At 70.4% G+C, this 17,764-nt stretch carries 15 protein-coding genes and 1 pseudogene; 6 read left to right on the top strand and 10 right to left on the bottom strand.

Features of this window, described 5'->3' with window-relative positions; all coding sequences use genetic code 11:
* Window positions 1-12: 12 nt before the first annotated feature.
* The gene (locus DSY14_RS08895) at window positions 13-3,390 is read right to left on the bottom strand and encodes a type 2 lanthipeptide synthetase LanM family protein (protein WP_211716010.1); all 3,378 of its coding nucleotides are present in this window, start codon (window positions 3,388-3,390) and stop codon (window positions 13-15) included.
* Window positions 3,391-4,025: 635 nt separating this feature from the next.
* On the opposite strand from DSY14_RS08895, the gene rfbA reads away from it, so the two are divergent.
* Window positions 4,026-4,913 carry a glucose-1-phosphate thymidylyltransferase RfbA gene (gene rfbA / locus DSY14_RS08890; RefSeq protein WP_211716009.1) on the top strand — a complete coding sequence of 296 codons (888 nt, stop codon included), beginning with the start codon at window positions 4,026-4,028 and terminating at the stop codon, window positions 4,911-4,913.
* Between the two features lie 55 nt (window positions 4,914-4,968).
* Here the strand turns inward: rfbA and DSY14_RS08885 are convergent, their stop codons facing one another.
* Complete coding sequence (locus DSY14_RS08885) at window positions 4,969-5,163, bottom strand: hypothetical protein (protein WP_211716008.1); 195 nt, start codon at window positions 5,161-5,163, stop codon at window positions 4,969-4,971.
* A 111-nt stretch (window positions 5,164-5,274) separates the two neighbouring features.
* Window positions 5,275-5,433 carry a hypothetical protein gene (locus tag DSY14_RS08880; protein WP_307851171.1) on the bottom strand — a complete coding sequence of 53 codons (159 nt, stop codon included), beginning with the start codon at window positions 5,431-5,433 and terminating at the stop codon, window positions 5,275-5,277.
* A gap of 493 nt (window positions 5,434-5,926) precedes the next feature.
* Here DSY14_RS08880 and DSY14_RS08875 point away from each other — a divergent pair, with 493 nt between their 5' ends.
* Window positions 5,927-6,673, top strand: a complete 747-nt coding sequence (locus DSY14_RS08875) for a phosphoglyceromutase (protein WP_211716007.1) — start codon at window positions 5,927-5,929, stop codon at window positions 6,671-6,673.
* Between the two features lie 85 nt (window positions 6,674-6,758).
* Here DSY14_RS08875 and DSY14_RS08870 read toward each other — a convergent pair whose 3' ends face one another.
* Both DSY14_RS08870 and DSY14_RS08865 read right to left on the bottom strand, forming a co-directional pair.
* Window positions 6,759-7,121 (bottom strand): DsrE family protein, encoded by a 363-nt coding sequence (locus tag DSY14_RS08870; RefSeq protein WP_211716006.1) that lies wholly within the window; start codon window positions 7,119-7,121, stop codon window positions 6,759-6,761.
* Between the two features lie 5 nt (window positions 7,122-7,126).
* Entirely contained in the window at window positions 7,127-7,909 is a 783-nt protein-coding gene (locus DSY14_RS08865) for a GIDE domain-containing protein (RefSeq protein ID WP_211716005.1), read from the bottom strand.
* 198 nt (window positions 7,910-8,107) lie between these two features.
* Here DSY14_RS08865 and DSY14_RS08860 point away from each other — a divergent pair, with 198 nt between their 5' ends.
* Both DSY14_RS08860 and DSY14_RS08855 read left to right on the top strand, forming a co-directional pair.
* Window positions 8,108-8,671, top strand: a complete 564-nt coding sequence (locus DSY14_RS08860) for an FABP family protein (RefSeq protein WP_211716004.1) — start codon at window positions 8,108-8,110, stop codon at window positions 8,669-8,671.
* 346 nt (window positions 8,672-9,017) lie between these two features.
* Window positions 9,018-10,034 (top strand): folate-binding protein YgfZ, encoded by a 1,017-nt coding sequence (locus DSY14_RS08855; RefSeq protein WP_211716003.1) that lies wholly within the window; start codon window positions 9,018-9,020, stop codon window positions 10,032-10,034.
* A gap of 4 nt (window positions 10,035-10,038) precedes the next feature.
* On the opposite strand, the gene DSY14_RS08850 is transcribed toward DSY14_RS08855, so the two are convergent.
* Window positions 10,039-10,695, bottom strand: a complete 657-nt coding sequence (locus DSY14_RS08850) for a DUF4352 domain-containing protein (RefSeq protein ID WP_211716002.1) — start codon at window positions 10,693-10,695, stop codon at window positions 10,039-10,041.
* A 277-nt stretch (window positions 10,696-10,972) separates the two neighbouring features.
* On the opposite strand from DSY14_RS08850, the gene DSY14_RS08845 reads away from it, so the two are divergent.
* Complete coding sequence (locus DSY14_RS08845; RefSeq protein WP_211716001.1) at window positions 10,973-11,137, top strand: hypothetical protein; 165 nt, start codon at window positions 10,973-10,975, stop codon at window positions 11,135-11,137.
* A 76-nt stretch (window positions 11,138-11,213) separates the two neighbouring features.
* Here DSY14_RS08845 and DSY14_RS08840 read toward each other — a convergent pair whose 3' ends face one another.
* On the bottom strand, window positions 11,214-12,128 hold the full coding sequence (locus DSY14_RS08840; protein WP_211716032.1) for an NADP-dependent oxidoreductase: 915 nt from the start codon (window positions 12,126-12,128) through the stop codon (window positions 11,214-11,216).
* A 227-nt stretch (window positions 12,129-12,355) separates the two neighbouring features.
* Here DSY14_RS08840 and DSY14_RS08835 point away from each other — a divergent pair.
* Window positions 12,356-12,932 (top strand): annotated as a pseudogene (locus tag DSY14_RS08835) (IS30 family transposase); the annotation flags it as partial.
* Window positions 12,933-13,122: 190 nt separating this feature from the next.
* Here DSY14_RS08835 and DSY14_RS08830 read toward each other — a convergent pair.
* The 3 genes from DSY14_RS08830 to DSY14_RS08820 all read right to left on the bottom strand — a co-directional run bounded on the left by DSY14_RS08830 (window position 13,123) and on the right by DSY14_RS08820 (window position 17,376).
* A complete protein-coding gene (locus DSY14_RS08830) occupies window positions 13,123-13,836 on the bottom strand; it encodes a type 1 glutamine amidotransferase (RefSeq protein WP_211716000.1) in 714 nt (237 codons plus the stop codon).
* Window positions 13,837-13,846: 10 nt separating this feature from the next.
* Window positions 13,847-15,103: a Mur ligase family protein gene (locus DSY14_RS08825; protein WP_211715999.1), complete on the bottom strand. Its 1,257-nt coding sequence runs from the start codon at window positions 15,101-15,103 to the stop codon at window positions 13,847-13,849.
* Between the two features lie 86 nt (window positions 15,104-15,189).
* Window positions 15,190-17,376 carry a hypothetical protein gene (locus DSY14_RS08820; protein WP_211715998.1) on the bottom strand — a complete coding sequence of 729 codons (2,187 nt, stop codon included), beginning with the start codon at window positions 17,374-17,376 and terminating at the stop codon, window positions 15,190-15,192.
* Between the last annotated feature and the right edge of the window lie 388 nt (window positions 17,377-17,764).

The following is a 17,764-nucleotide window of genomic DNA, read 5'->3' as shown; positions in this document are numbered from 1 at the left end:
CTCTGTGGGGGTTCACGGGACGACGATCGTCGTCCCGCTCTCGGATCTCGGGGTCGCCGGAACCTCGCGCGCGACCGGCCCGGGAGGTGCGAGTGTGAGCACGGAAGGCACACGGTCGGGTGAGGCCACACGCAGGAGACCGAGACAGATCCCCGAGAGTCCAGTCATGAGCCCCGGCGTTTCCACAGCACCGGGAATACCGCACTTCCAACCGTCCTCGTCGGCGTCGCTGAGCAGGCCGGACGCGAACCGGAGCACCTGCTCGCGGAGGTCCGTGCGACCGAGTGCGACGGCGGAGGCGGTCAGAAAGTCCAAATTGCCGAGCGAACCGTGGCACAGGGAGTCGTCGCGCAGGTCGACCTGTCGCAGCGTCGTCTCCACGGCCGTGTCCAGTTCGCCTCGCGCGTTCTCCTCGTCCACGCGCGCGCTCAGCGCGCTGAGACGGGCCAGGCCCACGCCGGGAGCCCCGTGGCACCAGGCGATCATGAAGGGGGGGCCGTCCTGGGCCAGGACCTCCTCGGGCTGCTGCGCCTCCCGCAGGTCCGGCCAGTTACCGAGCCATGGCGAGAAGAGACCCCGCTCGTAGGCCATGGCGCGTTCGGCGGTCTCCGCGTACTCGGGCCTTCCCGTGGCCTCGAACAGCTTCAGCAGAGCGTGGGCCACGCCACTGGCTCCGTGGGAGAACCCCGCCAGCGGCGCGGGACCGAAGCGGGGCGTGTGCCACGCCAGGCCGTCGGGCATCGGCGTGGCCTGGTCGATCAGGCGGTCCCCGCAGCGCATGGCGTGGCGGAGTACGTCCTGGTCGCCGGTGGTCTGGTACAGGCTCAGCAGTACGCACAGCAGCCCCGCCGACCCGCCCAGGATGTCGTGGCGATCGTCGGTGTCGATGCCCGGAACCACGATCCGCGCGACCTCTCCCGCTCGCGCGAGCAGCTTCGGGTCGTCCCACAGGACGCCCAGGTGGGAGAGGACGTAGATGGCGGCGGGTCCCGCGTGGAACGCGCCGATGTTCTCCGCCAGCACCGAACCGTGGTCGTGGGCGTCGTGGTCCCCATCGCCGAGCACGTGCTGCGTCATGTGGTCGACCACGCGCCGCGCGAGGTCGGAGTGGCGCCGTTCGCCGGTCAGGGAACCGAGGTAGCCGAGGGCGAGCGCCACGCCCCACTGACCGAAGTACAGGTCGTTGCCGGCCGGGCCGAGCGTCCAGGAACGCTGGTTGACGAGGTTGACACTGACCCAGTCCACGGTGTCGTCGTCACCGAGGGCCAGCTGGGCCAGTCGGTCGCCGATGGCCGACGCCGTCGAGACCAGCTCCCGCTCGGTCGCCGGCCGTTCGGCGTGCAGCCGACGGCTGGTCTCGGGCGTCGCGTCGTCCGACAGCGTGGTGAACGAGGCGCGGATGAACCAGAGCTGGTGGGCGAGCGACGCCTCCCCCATCTCCTGGAAGCGTTCACGCACGGACTCCATGATCGGGCGGTCGAGCAGGTCCGGGTGGATCCGCTCCGCGGAGTCCCAGACGTGCCGCTGGGAGGGGCGCATGTGGAACAGCGGGACGTCGTTGTGTTCGAGGTCGCGGCGTTCGGAGGTGCACAGGGCGGATCGGACGGGGTCCCGGTCCCGGGGGATCCAGAGGTGGTCCAGCAGGCGGTCACGGTCCAGCGCGTCCCGCAGCACGTCGGGGTGGTAGCTCTCGACGAGAGACAGGGCGTAGGTGGCGGTCGGACGCGCGATGAAGCGCACGCGGTCCTCGGAGAAGTTCGAGACGCGGCCGCCCGGAGCCAGGAGTGCGTCGCGGTGGCGCCACAGGAGGCGGTAGGTCGAGTCGAACCCTTCGACGATGTCCTCGACGTGGTCGACGGCGCTCACCCGGCCGCCGGACAGCGTGGGACGGTTGGCACCGGGATCCTCGATGACCTGCCGCTTGCGGTCCAGACGCATCTCGTCGGAGCCGTAGTCCTCCCAGTAGGGCATCGCGTAGGGGGTCAACTGACCGGAGGGACCGCCGAGACCGCTGGTCTCGGTTCCGGCGTCCTGGTCGTCGCCGGCGAAGTACTTCCGACGGGGCAGGAGGCCGGTCTGCGTGACCGAGTCGCCCATCGCGACGTTCGCGGGGGCCGCGTTGCCCGTGCCGAGCATCCAGTGGTTGGGGTGGAACAGGGTCTCCAGGTCGACCAGGACGGGGTGCGGACCGGAGGCGATGAGGTTCTCGAAATGGAAGTCGACGGCATGGAGCATGTGCAGAAGCGCCAGCAGCCCGCCCTGCCGTCGGTAGAAGTCGCGCAGCTCCTCCGCGGACTCGCAGGGAGCGCCCTCCACGAACTCCACCCAGCCGTGGTCGCCCGCGTCCACCACGTCGAGGACACGGAAGGGCGTGGGTTGGCCGTTGTCGTTGGTCCACTCCAGCAGCTCCTGGAAATGCGCGTCCACGGAGAGCGGCCGGGGCTTGTAGATGAGGCGGAAGCCGGAGTCGAACCGCAGCGAGCTGACGCTGCGCCCGCCGGCGTGCCGGTCACCGAGCCCGAGGGAGGCCTCAGTGAGGGTACGGGTCCCCTCGGGAACCCGGAGGCGTTCGCGGATCGCAGGCCAGTCCTGTGCCAGGTCGGCCAGCAGCGCGAGGTTGTGGCGGACCCACTGGTCCACCCTTTCGGCCGTGATCCTGGCGAGGACCGGGTACTCACTCCAAAACTCACGCATACGCTCGGGACGTGCCAGTTGGCCGACGAACTCCTCGTAGCGTTCCTCGGGGCTGCCCGAGGTGAGGCGGCCCTCCAGACGGGCGACGTTGAGCTCCAGAACCGCCGTCCGGGCGATGATCTGGACCAGTTCCCTGTGCAGGGACTCCAGCAGACTGCTCTCCACGGCTTCGATGTCGATCCGAAGCGGGAAGTCGGGGGCCAGCGCGGCCATGCCCTCGCGCAGCCGCTCCAGGCCGTGGCGCAGCAGGGGGGCGGCCGGTATGAGGAACCCGTGTGGTTCGGTGTCCGCGGGCGAGGACTTCGCGGCGGGCCGAGCCTGGTCCGCGGAGGACAGGCGCTCCGTCAGCTCCGCGACCCACCACGGGGTCCGATCGGAGCGGTCCCGGAGGTCGCGCGCCGTTTCGTCGATCAGGCGCGGCAGGGCGCCCGGGGTCAGACCGAGCGGCTTCAGGCGCTCGGCGAGCAGGCCCTCGTCCTCCTTGAAGGGCCACTGCGCGCGCCACTTGTCGTACTTGCGCAGCGCACGCTCGGAGGCGGATCCGCCGCCGGAGTCGGGCGCCCCCGACCGGAGCGGGGCTTCGGGGCCCGCTCCCCGTTCTTCGAGGGTCAGGGCCGACCACCAGGGCGACGCCCCGCCACTGGGCGGCGGCGCACCCTGAACGTGTTCCGCATCCCGCTGATTCGTCCTCGACACGGTACTCCTCGGAGGTGGCTCTATCCGTCGGTGACAGGTGCTGAATTGGAGGCTAGCCAGCGCCGCTGGAATCAGTGTCACTTCATGATGGAATCTGAATGGAGTGCAATTGTGCGGAAACTTTATCGACCCCTTGACGGACCCGGTTTCTGTCTCCGGGCAGCGAACCCGAACCGCCCCGACCTTCTCCCCGCCGAGGTCGACCACCGGACGAATAAGCAGATGTTTCAAGCGGACGGCAGTGGGCATTCCAGTTCGTCAATCAGGGTTTTACGACCGTTCCACGCACCAACCGTGCGGATTTTTCCGCCGCCCATCCGTGCTGGGCGAGAGCGGGATCGGACGCCATTAATCGCCCTCTGGCCATATGGCTCGGGGAACAGTACAGTGGCGTTCCGTTTTCTGTGGCGAGCGAGCCGACGGTCACCACGTCCGCGTGTGACGCCCTCGAATCCGCGCGCAGGGCAGCGGAGTATTCCACCCCACCTCGAACCCCTCGCCCACACCGAACCCCTCCCCCGCGCCGCGCAACCCACCGGAACCGGACGGCCGAGCGCCCCGCGGAGCAGGACCGCGCCCGCTCACCGAAGGGCGTCGCACCCCCCGTTCTCCCCCCCGATAGAGAGGCGTTCGGCATGAAGGGCATCCTTCTCGCCGGCGGCAGCGGCAGCCGCCTGTATCCGGTGACGCGGTGTACGTCCAAGCAGATGCTCCCGGTCTACGACAAGCCGCTGATCTACTACCCGCTCTCCGTCCTCATGCTGGCCGGGGTCCGGGACATCCTCGTCATCTGCGCACCCGACTCGCTGGTTCCGGCTCAGCGGCTCTTGGAGGACGGCGCCCATCTGGGCCTGAACATCTCCTACGCCGAGCAGCCCGAACCACGGGGAATCGCGGACGCCTACCTCATCGGCGCCGACCACGTCGAAGATGAGGACTCCGCCCTGATCCTCGGGGACAACATCTTTCACGGGTCCGGTTTCCAGGAGCTCCTGCGATCAGCCGCCGAACGCCAACCGGGATGCACCCTGTTCGGCTACCCGGTCTCCGACCCCGAACGCTTCGCCATCGGTGAGACGGACGACCGAGGAAACCTCGTGTCGATCGAGGAGAAACCGCTCGGCCCCAGGTCGAACAACGCGGTCACCGGTCTGTACCTCTACGACCGGGACGTCGTCGAGATCGCCCGCCAGACGCGCCCCTCGGCCCGGGGGGAACTGGAGATCACCGACGTCAACCGGGCCTACCTGGCTCAGGGACAGGCCAGGATCGAACACCTGGGACGCGGCTACATGTGGATCGACGCCGGGACGCCCAGCTCCCTGCTGCAAGCGGGACAGTACGTCGAGTTCCTGGCCAGCCTCCAGGGTGTGCGCGTGGCCTGCGTCGAGGAGGTCGCGGCGCGCATGGGCCTGATCTCGGCCCAAGACTGCTGGGAACTCGGGGCGCGCATGACCAACTCCGACTACGGCGCCTACGTGATGAGCATCGCCGACGACCTTGCCGAGGCCGGTCGCACCTGACCGCGACCGACCGCCGGGACCCGGCCGCTCCCGGTCATGCGCAACCGGAGCGCCGTCAGCGCGTGCCGACATAGAGGCCCGTGCCGAAGACGCCCCCCTGCTCCACGGGGAGGAATTCGACCCCGAGTCCGGCGCGCTCGAACGCCCGCGTGCAGTCCTCGCGGGTGAACAGGTGCATCGGGTGGGCATCGGTGCAGTGCCGGATGCCGCTGTCGGACTCCGCATGCAGGTAGTGGACGGTGGTCTCCACGCACCGCCCCTGGACGACCGAGTGGGAGACCCTCGAAAGGGCACGGCCGGGCATGGTGCGGGGTCCGGCGGCTCGGTGTTCCGGGGCCTTCCGACCGCCGCCGGGGCGGGGTCAGACCACGCGGACGTCGAAGACGTACACGATCCACTTTCCGCCGGCGGCCCGGTGCGCCCCCTCCTTGTCCGTGATCTCCTCCGCGTGGTTCCACGCGAACAGCAGGGTGTGGTCGGGGTGGTCGTCGCCGAACTCCTCCGCCGGTCGGACCGGTATGTGTGAGCCGGGGATCGTCGGCGACCGGGGCCGGGTTGGCCCGGTGACCGGCGTAGGTGAGCGCGCCCAGCACGGTCACCGTGACGTCCTCGGTGCCCGAAAGGAGCTCACCGACGTAGTGGGAGACGATGAAGCCCGCACCGCCGGGCACCAGAACATTCGTGGGCGTGTCGTGTCCGTCTCTCCGGATGGCTCCACCGTTCCTCGGGAGTGGGTCCTGGCGCCGACGCCTGCGTCACGCGGCGAAAACGCGGGACCGCCGTCGTCCAGTGAGGAAGCGGACGTACCGCTCTTCCGTTCTCGTGTGAATCGGGAGTATCGGCGGCTTTCCGGGCGAGAAGTGACAACATGCACCCCTAGGTCGATCAAGGGGTGATCAAGCCTGGTCTCGCCGACGCTGACCCGCCCGCGCCGGGACGGTGTCGGCCCGCCCCGGCGCGGGCGGGCGAACTCGGTCGAACGGCTCCGCGGCCGGAGTACTAGGCTGGTCCTCATGGGAACTCTGGTACTGCTGCGACACGGTGAGAGCGTCTGGAACGCGAAGGGCCTGTTCACCGGCTGGGTGGACGTGGACCTGTCCGCGCAGGGCGAGGACGAGGCCCGCCGAGGCGGGGAACTGCTCAAGTCCGCCGGGGTGACCCCCGACGTCCTGCACACCTCACTGCTCAAGCGCGCCATCCGCACCGCGAACCTCGCGCTGGAGACCGCCGACCTGCACTGGCTGCCGGTCGAGCGCACCTGGCGCCTCAACGAGCGTCACTACGGCGCCCTTCAGGGCAAGGACAAGGCTCAGACCCGTGACGAGTACGGCGACGAGCAGTTCATGACCTGGCGCCGTTCCTACGACACGCCCCCGCCGCCCATCGCCGACGACGACCCCTACTCACAGGCGGGCGACGCCCGCTACGGGCTGCTGCCGCCGGAACTGCTGCCGCGCACCGAGTGCCTCAAGGACGTGCTCGACCGCGCGCTGCCGTACTGGTACGACAACATCGTCCCGGACCTGGCCGCGGGCAGGACCGTGCTGGTCGCCGCGCACGGCAACTCGCTGCGCGCCCTGGTCAAGCACCTGGACGGGATCGGCGACGCCGACATCGCGGGGCTGAACATCCCCACCGGTATTCCGCTGGTCTACGAGCTGGACGAGAACCTCCGACCCACCGTCCCCGGTGGCACCTACCTCGACCCGGAGGCCGCGAAGGCCGCCATCGAGGCCGTCGCCAACCAGGGCAAGAAGTAACCCCGGCGGGAACAGCCGTGCCCGTACCACCGTCGGTGGTACGGGCACGTTCGTGTCGGGGGCCGACGCGGCGGGTACGGCGCGGTCAGTAGACCAGGGCCTGGGCCCCGTCCCGGAGGGTCTCCTCCACGAAGGTCGGCGCCCCCGCGATGCGCACCCCGTCGATCAGGTCGTCGCCGGTCAGGTCGCGCCGGGCCGCGCACTGGGTGCACACCGTCACGCGTCCGGAGGCGAGCACCACCGCCAGCAGGTCGTGGAGCGGGGCGGCGTGCGGGAGTGCGAAGGTCTCGGCCCGCCCGGGGACGGCGAACCAGGCCGACTCACCGGTCAGCCAGAGGGAGACGTCGACGCCACTGGCCACGGCGGCGGCCGCGACCGTGAAGGCCTGGTTGCAGCGTTCGGGGGCGTCGTCGCCGGCCGTGACCTTGACCACCAGGGAACGAGACATGTGCGTCAGCCTACCGAGAGGGCGACCAGGGTGAGCACCACGCCCACCACGGCGCAGAGCCCGCAGGCGACGGTGAGGGACAGGGCCTCGGTCCGTCGGGGCGCGACGCGGGCGGGACCCTCCCGCACACCGTGTTCGATGATGAGCGGGTCCTCCTCCGAACCGACCAGCACCATCCGCCCGTCCCGGGTCCGCACGCGCCCGGTGACGCGCACGGGGGCGCCCGGGCGGATGACCCACTCGCGGTACTCGAACTCGATGGTCTCGCCCCGGAAGATCCCGGAGATCCGTCCGCGCACCCGGGGCAGGAGCTCGTCCGCGGCCGCCGCGACCCCGGGCTGGGGGCGGCCGACCTTGCGCTTGAGGCACAGTTCCGCCTCCTGCGGCGCGGTGCCCGCGGGGTCGACGAAGATCCGTTGACCGTCCGCCGCACGTCCCTCGCCCACCAGACCGAACAGGTCCTCGGAGCCGTAGTCGGCGATGGAGTCACAGGTGCGGTCACTGACCTGGCCCTCGACCTGGTCACGGGCCAGGGGGCGGTAGTGGCGCAGCACCTCGTGGCCGTGCCAGACGCACTCGACGCCGGCCAGTCCGGAGGCGAGGGGTCCGGCGGGGCCGGGGGCCGTCACCCCGGTCAGGGTCACACGGCTCCCCTCGTGTTCGATGAGGGCGGAGGGGAGAAGGAGGGCGAAGCCGCGCTGCCGGTGCCACCGTCGCAGGCCCATGAGGGCCAGTGGCAGGAGGACCACCGCGATGGCGAGCAGCGCCAGACCGATCACCAGTAACACAGGCAGCCCCTTTGGAAAGCATGTCGGAGGTGGGGACACCGATGGGTTCCGAGCCCCGCGACCACACCGTGTCCGTTCACCATCTTTACCAGTTCTCCGGGAAAGCGGGGCCAATTGGGCATGTCCAGTCCAAGGCCCGAGGGTGGCGGTGCGTGGGACGTCACCGGCACTCCGAACACGCCGCTAGTCTCGGAGGTTATGGACGCTGCGGTACACCCTGATCTGGCGAAACTGGCCTTCCTGTTCGGACGTTGGGAAGGCGTCGGTGTCGCCGGCTACGTGGAAGAGGAAAAGTTCCAGTTCGGTCAGGAACTGGAGTTCACCCCGCGCGCGGGCCTGCCCTACCTGGCCTATACCGCCAAGGCCTGGCGCATGAACCCGGACGGGACCACCGGTGAACTGGTCACCGAGGAGTCGGGCTACTGGCGTGCCCTCTCCGAGGGGGACACCGCGCAGTACGCCGGGGACGACGAGAACAACATCGTCCACATCGAGGTGATGGTGGCCCACAACGAGGGCTACCTGGAGTCCTACGAGGGCAACGTGTTCGCGAACCGTGTGGAGATGCGCAGCGCGGGGATCGTACGGACCATCACGGGCCTGGAGGTACAGGGCTCGCACCGCCTGTACGGCCTGTTCAACGACGGAAGCGAGACCCTGGGGTACGCCTGGGACCTCGCCGCCCGCGGCCAGGGACTCCAGTCGTACATGTCCGCCCAGCTCAAGCGGGTGGCCACGCTCGAGCCCGGCGACGGCAAGTAAGGATGTCCGGGGCCCTCGTCGCGCTCGCGACGGGGGCCCCGCACATGGACGAACCCCGGGCCGTCTCCTCTGTGAGGGTCGGATCGGACAAGGTCCGACAGCCCGGGGTTCGGGTGTCCGTCTGGGATTCGCCTACGACGTACGTCGAGCGAATGCTCGGCGTCGCCCTAGCGGACGGCCACCTCGCCAGTCCTGAGATCAACCATCTTTCGGACCACCTCCTTTCCTGCGTGCCAGTCAAGGTACGTCCCCGCCCCCGGGTGGGGCAAGTGTTTTTCTGTGATCTGTATCCCCAGGTCAACGACGCCTCCGTGACGGCCTGGACGGGGCGGATACCCTCGGCGGTATGACTTCGCCGTTGCTGACCACCCCGGGCGCCGTGAGCGCCGAGAGCCCCGACACCGACGTCGCCGCGCACTACGGCGACCCCTCCCATGAGGGCCGCGCGATCGAACGTTCCAGCGCCTGGGTCGACCGGAGCAACCGGGGCGTGGTGCGGGTGACCGGAGCCGACCGTCTGGGCTGGCTCAACGACCTCACCAGCCAGCTGACCCGGGGCCTGGCGCCCGGGGTGGGCACCGAGGCGCTGATCATGGACGCGCGCGGCCGGCTGAAGCACCACCTGTCGCTCGTGGACGACGGTGAGTCCACGTGGATCCACACCGAACCCGGTGACGCCGCCGAACTGGCCCGCTTCCTGGACTCCATGGTGTTCATGCTGCGGGTGGAGGTGACGGACCTGTCCGACTCCCTGTCGGTGTTGACGGTGCTGGGCCCGGACCGGGAGAAGGCCGTGGCCGCGGTGGAGGTCCCGGCCGTTCGGGCCACCGAGGACGAGACCGACCTGTTCGTGCCCTCCGAGGAGCTTGTGACGACCGCGGGGAGGTTGACGGAGGCGGGGACCCGTCCGGCCGGCATGTGGGCGTACGAGGCGCACAGGATCGCCTCGCACCGGGCGCGGGCGGGCCTGGACTCCGATGACCGCGCCATCCCGCACGAGATGGACTGGATCGGCTCCGCGGTGCACCTGGACAAGGGCTGCTACCCGGGTCAGGAGACGGTGGCGCGGGTGCACAACCTGGGTCGTCCGCCGCGCCGCCTGGTCCTGCTGCACCTGGACGGCACGGTCGAACGTCTTCCCGCGGTGGGTGCCGACATCGAACTGGAGGGGCGCCGGATCGGCCGCGTGGGAACCTCCGCCCGCCACCACGAACTGGGTCCGATCGCCCTCGGCCTGGTCAAGCGCACGGTGCCGAGCGACGTCGACCTGGTCGTGGACGGTATCGCCGCGGGCCAGGAGGTCATCGTCGACCCGGACACCGGGGCCAACGCCCAGATCGACCTGCGTCGCCGCCCCCGGTAGTAGGTCAGGAGGGCCGCAGTTCGCTCTGCCCGGACACCTGGAGATGGGTGAACTCGGTGCCCTCGGGGACCAGGAACATCAGGTGCGTGGTGACCGTGGTACCGGGGTCGATCTCGTCCCAGAAGTAGTCCCAGGCCACGGTCACCTCGGCCTCGACGTCGTTGGTGTACGAGGTGCCGTCCGGCGCGAAGGCCTCGGTCCCGGCACTGTCGAAGATCGCCGGTGAGGATCCCTCGTTGGTGACGTCGACCCGGTAGACGTAGTAGGTCATGCCCGACGGCGCCTCGGCGTCGGAGCCCCTGCCGTCGGTGACCGTGGCGTCGGCGTAGGCGGTCTCGACCACCACCCGGAACGGTCCCACCGACGTGGAGGAGCCGCTGAAGGACGACAACGGCTCCGACGCTGAACCCGTCCGCTCACCCTCGCCGGGGTTCCTCGGCTCGGTGGTGGGTTCGCGGGACGGTTCTTCGGGGGGCTCGGGCGTGCTTTCGGGTGCGGGTCCGGGTTCCTCCGCCGGGGCCTCCCCGGCCCCCTCGGGTTCCTGCTCACCCACCACGATCCGCACCTCGGGCACCGGGACCCCGCCCACGGTGATCAGCGCCGTCACGAGGATGCCGGCGGCGAGGAGCGCCGCAGCGGGGATCAGGAGCAGCCGGGCCATCCGCCCACCGCGCCCGGAGGATCCTGGGGTCGGACCGGTGGAACGCATACCCCTGTGACACAGCACACATCACGATCATTCCGCGATTGTGCCCTGTTTGCCCACCCTCGCCCGGAAAAAGACGCCCACCACGGAGAGTCATCACCATTTCTTTCTGTGTTATCACCCGTGGAGCACGACCCGCTCGTTATCTTCCCCGAAGGAGTCTGACGGCCACGGACGCATCGGGGGAACGAGAATGGGCGCAAGCCACCGAACGGCGGGCCTCTGGGCCAGAGTGACACGATCCGACCGGGACGACCGGCAAGGGACCGTCGACCCCGAACCCCACTGGCGGGCCCGGACACTCCCCCACGGGGAGAACGGCCTCACCGACCACGAGTTCGCCCACGTGCTCGGCATGGGGCGCGTGTCCCCGCTGTTCCAACGCCACCGCCCGTGAACGGGTCGGGCCCGCCCCGAACGCGCGAGGCACAAGGGGGACCGACCACCGGGCCCGGCCTATCACGGCGCGATGTTCACAGGGTGAGGACGATCTTGCCGCGTGTGCGACCGGTCCGACTGAGACGCCACGCCTCACCCGCCTCCTCCAGCGGGAACTCCCGGTCCACGTGCACCGTCAGGTCGCCCGCGTCCGCCAGCCGGGAGAGCTCCACGAGGCCGTCCGCGTCCGGGCGGACCCACACGTAGCGACCGCCGCGCCCGGTGACCTCGGCGTCGGCGATGGAGACCACACGTTCCCGGTGCTCGGTGACCGGCAGAGCGGCCACCCCTCCGCCCACGAAGTCCATGACCGCGTCCACCCCCTCCGGGGCCAGGGCGCGGACCCGCTCGACCAGCCCCTCGCCGTAGGTCACCGGCTCGGCGCCCAGGGCACGAAGGTGCTCGTGGTTGTGTTCACTCGCCGTACCGATGACCCGCGCGCCCCGTGCGACCGAGATCTGCACGCCGAACGAGCCCACACCACCCGCGGCGGCGTGCACCAGCACGGTGTCCCCGGCCCCCACCTCGACCCGGTCCAGCGCCTGCAGCGCCGTGAGACCGGCGAGCGGAACGCTCGCCGCCTCTCGCCAGTCGAGTGAGGCCGGCTTGGGCGCGAGCATGCGGACGTGGGCCGAGACCAACTCGGCGTAGGTCCCGTTCTTGGCCCAGTCCTTGCGGACGTACCCGTAGACCTCGTCCCCGACGGAGTACTCACCCGCGTCGAGCCCGACCGCCTCGACCACACCCGCGACGTCCCACCCGGGGATCAGTGGGAACTGGGTCTCCATGATCCCGTCCAGGCCGCCCGAGGCCAGTTTCCAGTCCACCGGGTTGACGCCGGCGGCCCGCACCCGGATCAGCACCTCACCGGGAGCCACCTTGGGATCGGGAAGCTCCCTCGCTCGAAGATCGTCGTCGGAACCGTAGGTCTCCAGTGCCATCGCCTTCATATGGGGTGACAAGGCCCGAGGAAGGCACGGCATTCCCGGACGGCCGAAGGGCCCGGTGGGGATGCTTGGGTTCTAGTGGTCGTTGCAACACCCCACCTCTGGAGGGGTGCGATGCACGACTTCGAGATCCGCAAGGACCGGGAACCCCAGGGCCGCAAGAAGCTCGCTCGTGAGCGGGCGGAATACTTGCGGCTCGTGAAAACGGGCCTGAGCAGTAGAAGAGCCAGCGAACTGGTCGGGGTCAACGCCGCCCCCACCGCCAGGCGAACACGCGTCGGCCGCGGTTCACCGCGCCGATGGTAATGATCAGCGAACGGCCGGCCGAAGCCGCCGACCGGGCCGTCCCCGGACACTGGGAAGGGGATCTCATCATCGGCAAGGCCCACAAGTCCGCGATCGGCACCCTGGTGGAGCGCTCGACCCGGTTCGTGATGCTCGTTCACCTGCCCGAGGGCCAGCACCGTGCCGAGCACTTCCACCAGGCCCTCACGGGTTCCCTGGGGGGCCTACCGCCTCTGCTGAAGCGGTCCCTGACCTGGGACCAGGGCAGCGAGATGGCCTCTCATCGGGAGTTCACGCTGGCCACGGACATCCCGGTCTACTTCTGCGACCCGGCCAGCCCCTGGCAGCGCGGCTCCAACGAGAACACCAACGGGCTGCTCCGCCAACTTCCCCAAGGGCACGGACCTGGCGGTCCATACACGGCAGGACCTGGACGCGGTCGCCGCCCAACTCAACTCCCGGCCACGCAAAACGCTCGGCTGGGATACCCCAGCCGAGCGTCTCGCTAGGCTCCTGACGGCGACCAACCGACTTCACGTGTTGCGACGACCGTTGGAATTCGCCATGTCCCACCGGGCCCTTCGGTTGCGGCCTGGATCCTGCGTGTTCGACCGGGGGTGTGTTCGGGCGCCGGCGGACACCGACGGTTCCCGCTCGGCCTCGGGGCCCCGAACCCGACCGAAGCGCCGTGGAGGCCCCGGACGGGCGCCGTCTAACGCAACGCGGCGGCCAGACGCTCCTCGTGCAGGCGCTCGCCCCAGGCCGGCGGAAGCGGGTTCAACGCGCCCACACGCCAACGCAGCAGCAGGTCGGCGAGCTGCGGGTTGCGCGGCAGCGCCGGCCCGTGCAGGTAGGTGCCGAGCACCTGGCCCTGGTAGGCGCCCTCGGTGCGGTCGTCGTTACCGATGCCCTTGACCGTGGTGGACAGCGGCCGGGCCTGCGGTCCGATCGCGGTACGGCCCTGGTGGTTCTCGAAGCCGGTGATCCGTCCCACGCCCAGGGTCGGGTCCACGTCGGCGACGATCTCGCCCACCGCGCGGGTCTGACCGCGACCACTGCGAATGTCGATGATGCCCACGCCCGGGAGCGGGTTGGCCTCGTCGTCGCCGTAGCTCTCACCGATGATCTGGTAGCCCGCGCAGACCGCGAAGACACAGGCGCCGCGCGCCGCGGCACGGGCCAGACCACCGTCGGCGCGCAGCCGGTCCGCGGCCAGGATCTGCGGCCGGTCCTCGCCGCCGCCGAGCAGGTAGATGTCACCCTGCTCCGGCACCGCGTCACTGGAGTGGACGTGCACGATCTCGGTGGGGATGCCGCGCAGTTCCGCGCGGCGCTTGAGGATGAGGACGTTGCCCTGGTCCCCGTAGGTGCTGAGCAGGTCGGGGTAGATCCACACGATCCGCAGTGCGCTGCTGGTGTTCGACATGGGGAGTCTCCTACTGGACGCGGCCGTACGCCGTGCGGATCTGCTGGAAGGCGGTGTAGTTGGCGATGACGTCGACCTTGGTGATGTCGGGACGCTCGGCCTTGAGCTTGGCCAGCACCTCGTCCACCCGGTCGGCGACCTCGAAGGGGACCTCGTCGGTCTCCAGACGCAGGGCGAGGTCGGTGCGACGCTCACCCATGATGAAGACCCGGCGCCCGCGCAGGACCCGGTAGTCCACGTCCCAGAGCCAGGAGGTGTCCTTACCGTCGGGGATCTGGGCGTTGACCGCCAGGATCACCGGCACACGGGGCGGGTCGAGCACCGCGAAGGACTCCAGCCAACCGGCCGGGTTCTTGGCGAGCAGCAACCGGACCTCCACGCCCATGGTGACCACGGAGGTGTAGCGCCCGGCGACCGAGGTGATCTCGCGCAGGCGCTCGACGGTGCGTTCGGGGTGGATGCCGTATCCGGCGACGGTGGCGGCGGCGATCGCGGCGTTGGCGCGGTTGGCGTCACCGGGCAGGTTGAGACGGAGCTTGATCTGCTGACCGCCGGGGGCGACCAGCGTGTCGGTCTCGTTGTCCACGCTCCAGGTGGTCTCCGGGCGGGCCAGGCCGCACTCGGGGCACTGCCAGTACGGGTCCACGTCGCGCTTGAGGTGACCCCCGCACTCGGGACAGCACCAGGAGTCCTCCTTCCAGCGCTGACCGGCCGACACCCAGGTGGCGTTGGGAGCGCCCAGGCCGGCCCAGGCGACGAGCGGGTCGTCGGCGTTGGCGATGACGTGGGTGTTGCTCTGCGCCAGGGCGGTGCGCCACTTCTTCGCGAGCAGGTTGATCTCCGAGGCGCGGTCCATCTGGTCGCGGCTGAGGTTCATCAGCACGACGAAGGAGGGGTTGGTGGCCTTGAGGACCTGCGGCAGGTACTTCTCGTCCACCTCCAGCACACCGTTGACCGCCGACTTGTTGTCGGAGAGCGCGGTGATGTGCCCGGTGGGCATGTTCGCGCCGTACTCGTTGGTGGCCACGTCGCCGAACTCGCGCAGGGCCTGCGCGATGAGGCGGGTCGTGGTCGTCTTGCCGTTGGTGGCGCTGACCAGGGCCAGTCGACGGCCCTGGGAGAGCTTGGCGAGCAGGTCGGGTTCCACCTTGAGGGCGACGCGTCCGCCGATGACGGAGCCGTCTCCGCGTCCGGTGGCCCTGGACAGGCTCGCCGCACTCCTGCCCAGTACCGAGGCCAACTGGGCGCGCAAGGGAAGCTCGCTCATCAAATCTCCACGATCGCTAGATCACCCGCGTGCACGCGCTCCGGCGGCGGGCGATGTGTCGGGCCAAGCCTAGTGTCCACCGATGCTCAGACCCGCCAGTCCAAACGCTCGGGCGGCGGCCCGAGGTTGGGCGGGACCCGAGTCGGGTCGGGCCGCTCGTCGACCACCGGTGCGGTCGTTTCCCGAAGGTCCCGTGTCCCGGTACCCCCCACCGATGTGCCGTTCCGCGCGTCGTCGGTCGGAGGTGCGACCGGCGGCCCGCCGTTCGGGGAGGGCCGCTGCGCCGCCGTCGGGATGGCGGCCTCGGCTCTCCCGTCCTGGCCGACGCCCCCACCGGCACCGGAGTTCCGGTGGTCTTCGGCCGTGGCGAGGGTGGCGGTGGACAGGGTGAGGATACCCGGGTTGGTGTCCGTGAGGACAGGCCCCTCTGAGGTCAGGACGAGAGCGGCCGTGGGCGGCAGTTCGCGGAGCGACTCCGCGTCCATGCCGCAGATCCCCACCATGGTCTCCTCGTCGCCCTCCACCGAGACCGGTGTGTCGAGTTCGGCCGCCTCGGCGGTGGCCCTCCCCCAGGTCGTGGTGGATCTCACATGTCGGACCAGGTCCAGCGGGGCGATCGAGGCGGCCGCGTTGCGCATGAGCGCTCCCGACTCGGTGTGCGGGGAGGGGAAGAGGAGTTCGTCGTCGGAGCCGTCCGCACCGTCGCCGTCGGGTGCGGTGACCGCGTCGCCGACGGCCGCACCGATCACCTCGGTGAGCCGGTGGATCCTCAGGTCCTCCCTCTCGCCCTCGGCGCCGCCCACCACCTCGGCGATGACACTCGCGAGTCCGTCGTCCCGCGTGGGCTGGCGCATCACCACCGGCAGACAGGTGGTGGAGGAGAGGTACCGGAGCGCGTCGGGTACCGCGTGGCGGAACATCAGCACCACCTCGATCCCGCCGTCCTCCGCGGACTCCAGGACCTGGTCGAGTTCTCCCTCGGGAAGGGCCTCGGCCCCACAGATCACCACGGTGCGGATTCGGTCGGGACGCACCCGCGGAGGTCTGCGTCTCCCCCGGGCGGCGGGGGCGACCTCGCGCGCCTCCAGGAGTTCGCTGAGCGCGGCCACCGCGTAGGTGCCGTACACCCGAGCCGCCGCGGCCCCCGACGCGCGGTCCGTGGAGATGATCTTGACCTGGGCGTAGTCGGCGTCGTCGGCACGCGTGCCGACCGCCTCGAACGGGCTGAGCCGCTGTTCCAGCGCCCAGGCCCGTTCGCGGACCTCGGGGTCGCCCGCACAGCGGTCCCGTACCCGTGCGCGTTCTCTCTGCGTGAGCCGGGCCAGTGCCGGATCGTCCTCGGCGTCGTCGTCCGCGGGGGTCAGCAGGGCCCGCAGGCCACCGATGAGTCGGGCGATGTCCACGTCCCGGCCGAGGACCTCCAGCAGACGCAGCAGAAGCGTCTCGTCCGCGTCGACGTCCTCGCCCCGGCCGGAGGCCGCGGCCACGGCGGACAGGACGCGGGCGCGCTGGCCGGCGTCGAGACCGGTTCCCAGGGTCATCCGCGGGAGGTCGGCCGGAAGCACCCACCGTCGTGGCTCCACCGCGCAGCGACGCGCGAGTCGAACGAGCTCCCGGGACACAGCGTGGCCGGTGAGGTCGACGACGGTGAGGTCGCCGCCCTCCCGCAACCGGGAGATGCCGATGGTGGTGAGCAGCGCGGACCAGCCGGTGTCCGTCCCGCCGACCACGACCACCGAGGAGGTTCCCGCGGGCACCGTCATCCCGTACCAGCGCGGCTGGGCCTCGTAGGCGCGGGCGGCCGCCTGCCACTCGGTGTACCGTCCGGCGTGTCGACGCTGCCGGTCGTGCAGGACCCGCTCGCGCTCGTCGCGCTCGGTGGCGAGCCGCTCCTCGGCGCGTTCCAGCCGCCGGGCGATCACCTGGCGGCTCTGGAGGAGCGCGACGGCGACCGGGGCGGCGATGGCCATGCAGGCGAACACCCCGCCCAGGGCGAGGCTGCCCGGAAGGACCCGACCCCACCACAGCAGCGGGCACAGCGCCGCCACGAGTCCGAGGCCGACCAGGGCGAAGTAGAGCGGACGGTTGGTCTGCGCCTCGCTGTCGCGCTGCCCGGCGATCCACTCCTCGGACACGATCCGCGCGCCCGCGGGCGCGGGCCGTCGGGGGGCGGGACCGGGCGGCGGGAGGAGGATCCTGTGCCGCCACCCGAGGTAGGTGCGTCCCGCCTCACCGCGGGGCGCGTTCGCCGACGACCGTGCTGTGGACACCATCCGAACACCTCCTGACCGACGGTAGAGAGGGCCCGCCGGGGAATCGTTCATGTGGGGGCTTCGGCCACAGAGCGGTCGAAGCGCGGGTTCCGGCGCACCGGAGCCCCCGTGTACGTACCAAGGGCGGCCATACCCGGTGGTCGAACACGGAGAGTGCGCAGGGCCTCCGGTCGTGTGGCCGTGACCATCAGTGAAGCAGGGCGGCCCACCGCTTTCCAGTCCCACTTCCCCACCTGTGGAGAACCGGCTCCGCCACACGTCGTCGGTGAGGCCCACGTTTGGGCCCTCTCCTGAGGGCATGAGAAAGGGTGATGGCCGATGGCGACCACCCGTGACACAGCGGTACACCTGCGACTTCGAGGAGTCACCCCCCGAAACCGAGTCGAAC

It is taken from the genome of Nocardiopsis sp. MG754419 (genome assembly GCF_018207095.1).
Classification (GTDB): Bacteria; Actinomycetota; Actinomycetes; order Streptosporangiales; family Streptosporangiaceae; genus Nocardiopsis.
The sequence above is the reverse complement of the archived record's forward strand: the minus strand, read 5'-3'. Positions and strand labels throughout refer to the sequence as shown.

Excerpts from the sequence above, each read along its gene's own strand:
- rfbA (WP_211716009.1), top strand. The coding sequence starts at position 4,026 with ATGAAGGGCATCCTTCTCGCCGGCGGCAGCGGCAGCCGCCTGTATCCG.
- DSY14_RS08875 (WP_211716007.1), top strand. The coding sequence starts at position 5,927 with ATGGGAACTCTGGTACTGCTGCGACACGGTGAGAGCGTCTGGAACGCG.
- DSY14_RS08870 (WP_211716006.1), bottom strand. The coding sequence starts at position 7,121 with ATGTCTCGTTCCCTGGTGGTCAAGGTCACGGCCGGCGACGACGCCCCC.
- DSY14_RS08860 (WP_211716004.1), top strand. The coding sequence starts at position 8,108 with ATGGACGCTGCGGTACACCCTGATCTGGCGAAACTGGCCTTCCTGTTC.
- DSY14_RS08855 (WP_211716003.1), top strand. The coding sequence starts at position 9,018 with ATGACTTCGCCGTTGCTGACCACCCCGGGCGCCGTGAGCGCCGAGAGC.
- DSY14_RS08850 (WP_211716002.1), bottom strand. The coding sequence starts at position 10,695 with ATGGCCCGGCTGCTCCTGATCCCCGCTGCGGCGCTCCTCGCCGCCGGC.
- DSY14_RS08840 (WP_211716032.1), bottom strand. The coding sequence starts at position 12,128 with ATGAAGGCGATGGCACTGGAGACCTACGGTTCCGACGACGATCTTCGA.
- DSY14_RS08830 (WP_211716000.1), bottom strand. The coding sequence starts at position 13,836 with ATGTCGAACACCAGCAGCGCACTGCGGATCGTGTGGATCTACCCCGAC.
- DSY14_RS08825 (WP_211715999.1), bottom strand. The coding sequence starts at position 15,103 with ATGAGCGAGCTTCCCTTGCGCGCCCAGTTGGCCTCGGTACTGGGCAGG.
- DSY14_RS08820 (WP_211715998.1), bottom strand. The coding sequence starts at position 17,376 with ATGGTGTCCACAGCACGGTCGTCGGCGAACGCGCCCCGCGGTGAGGCG.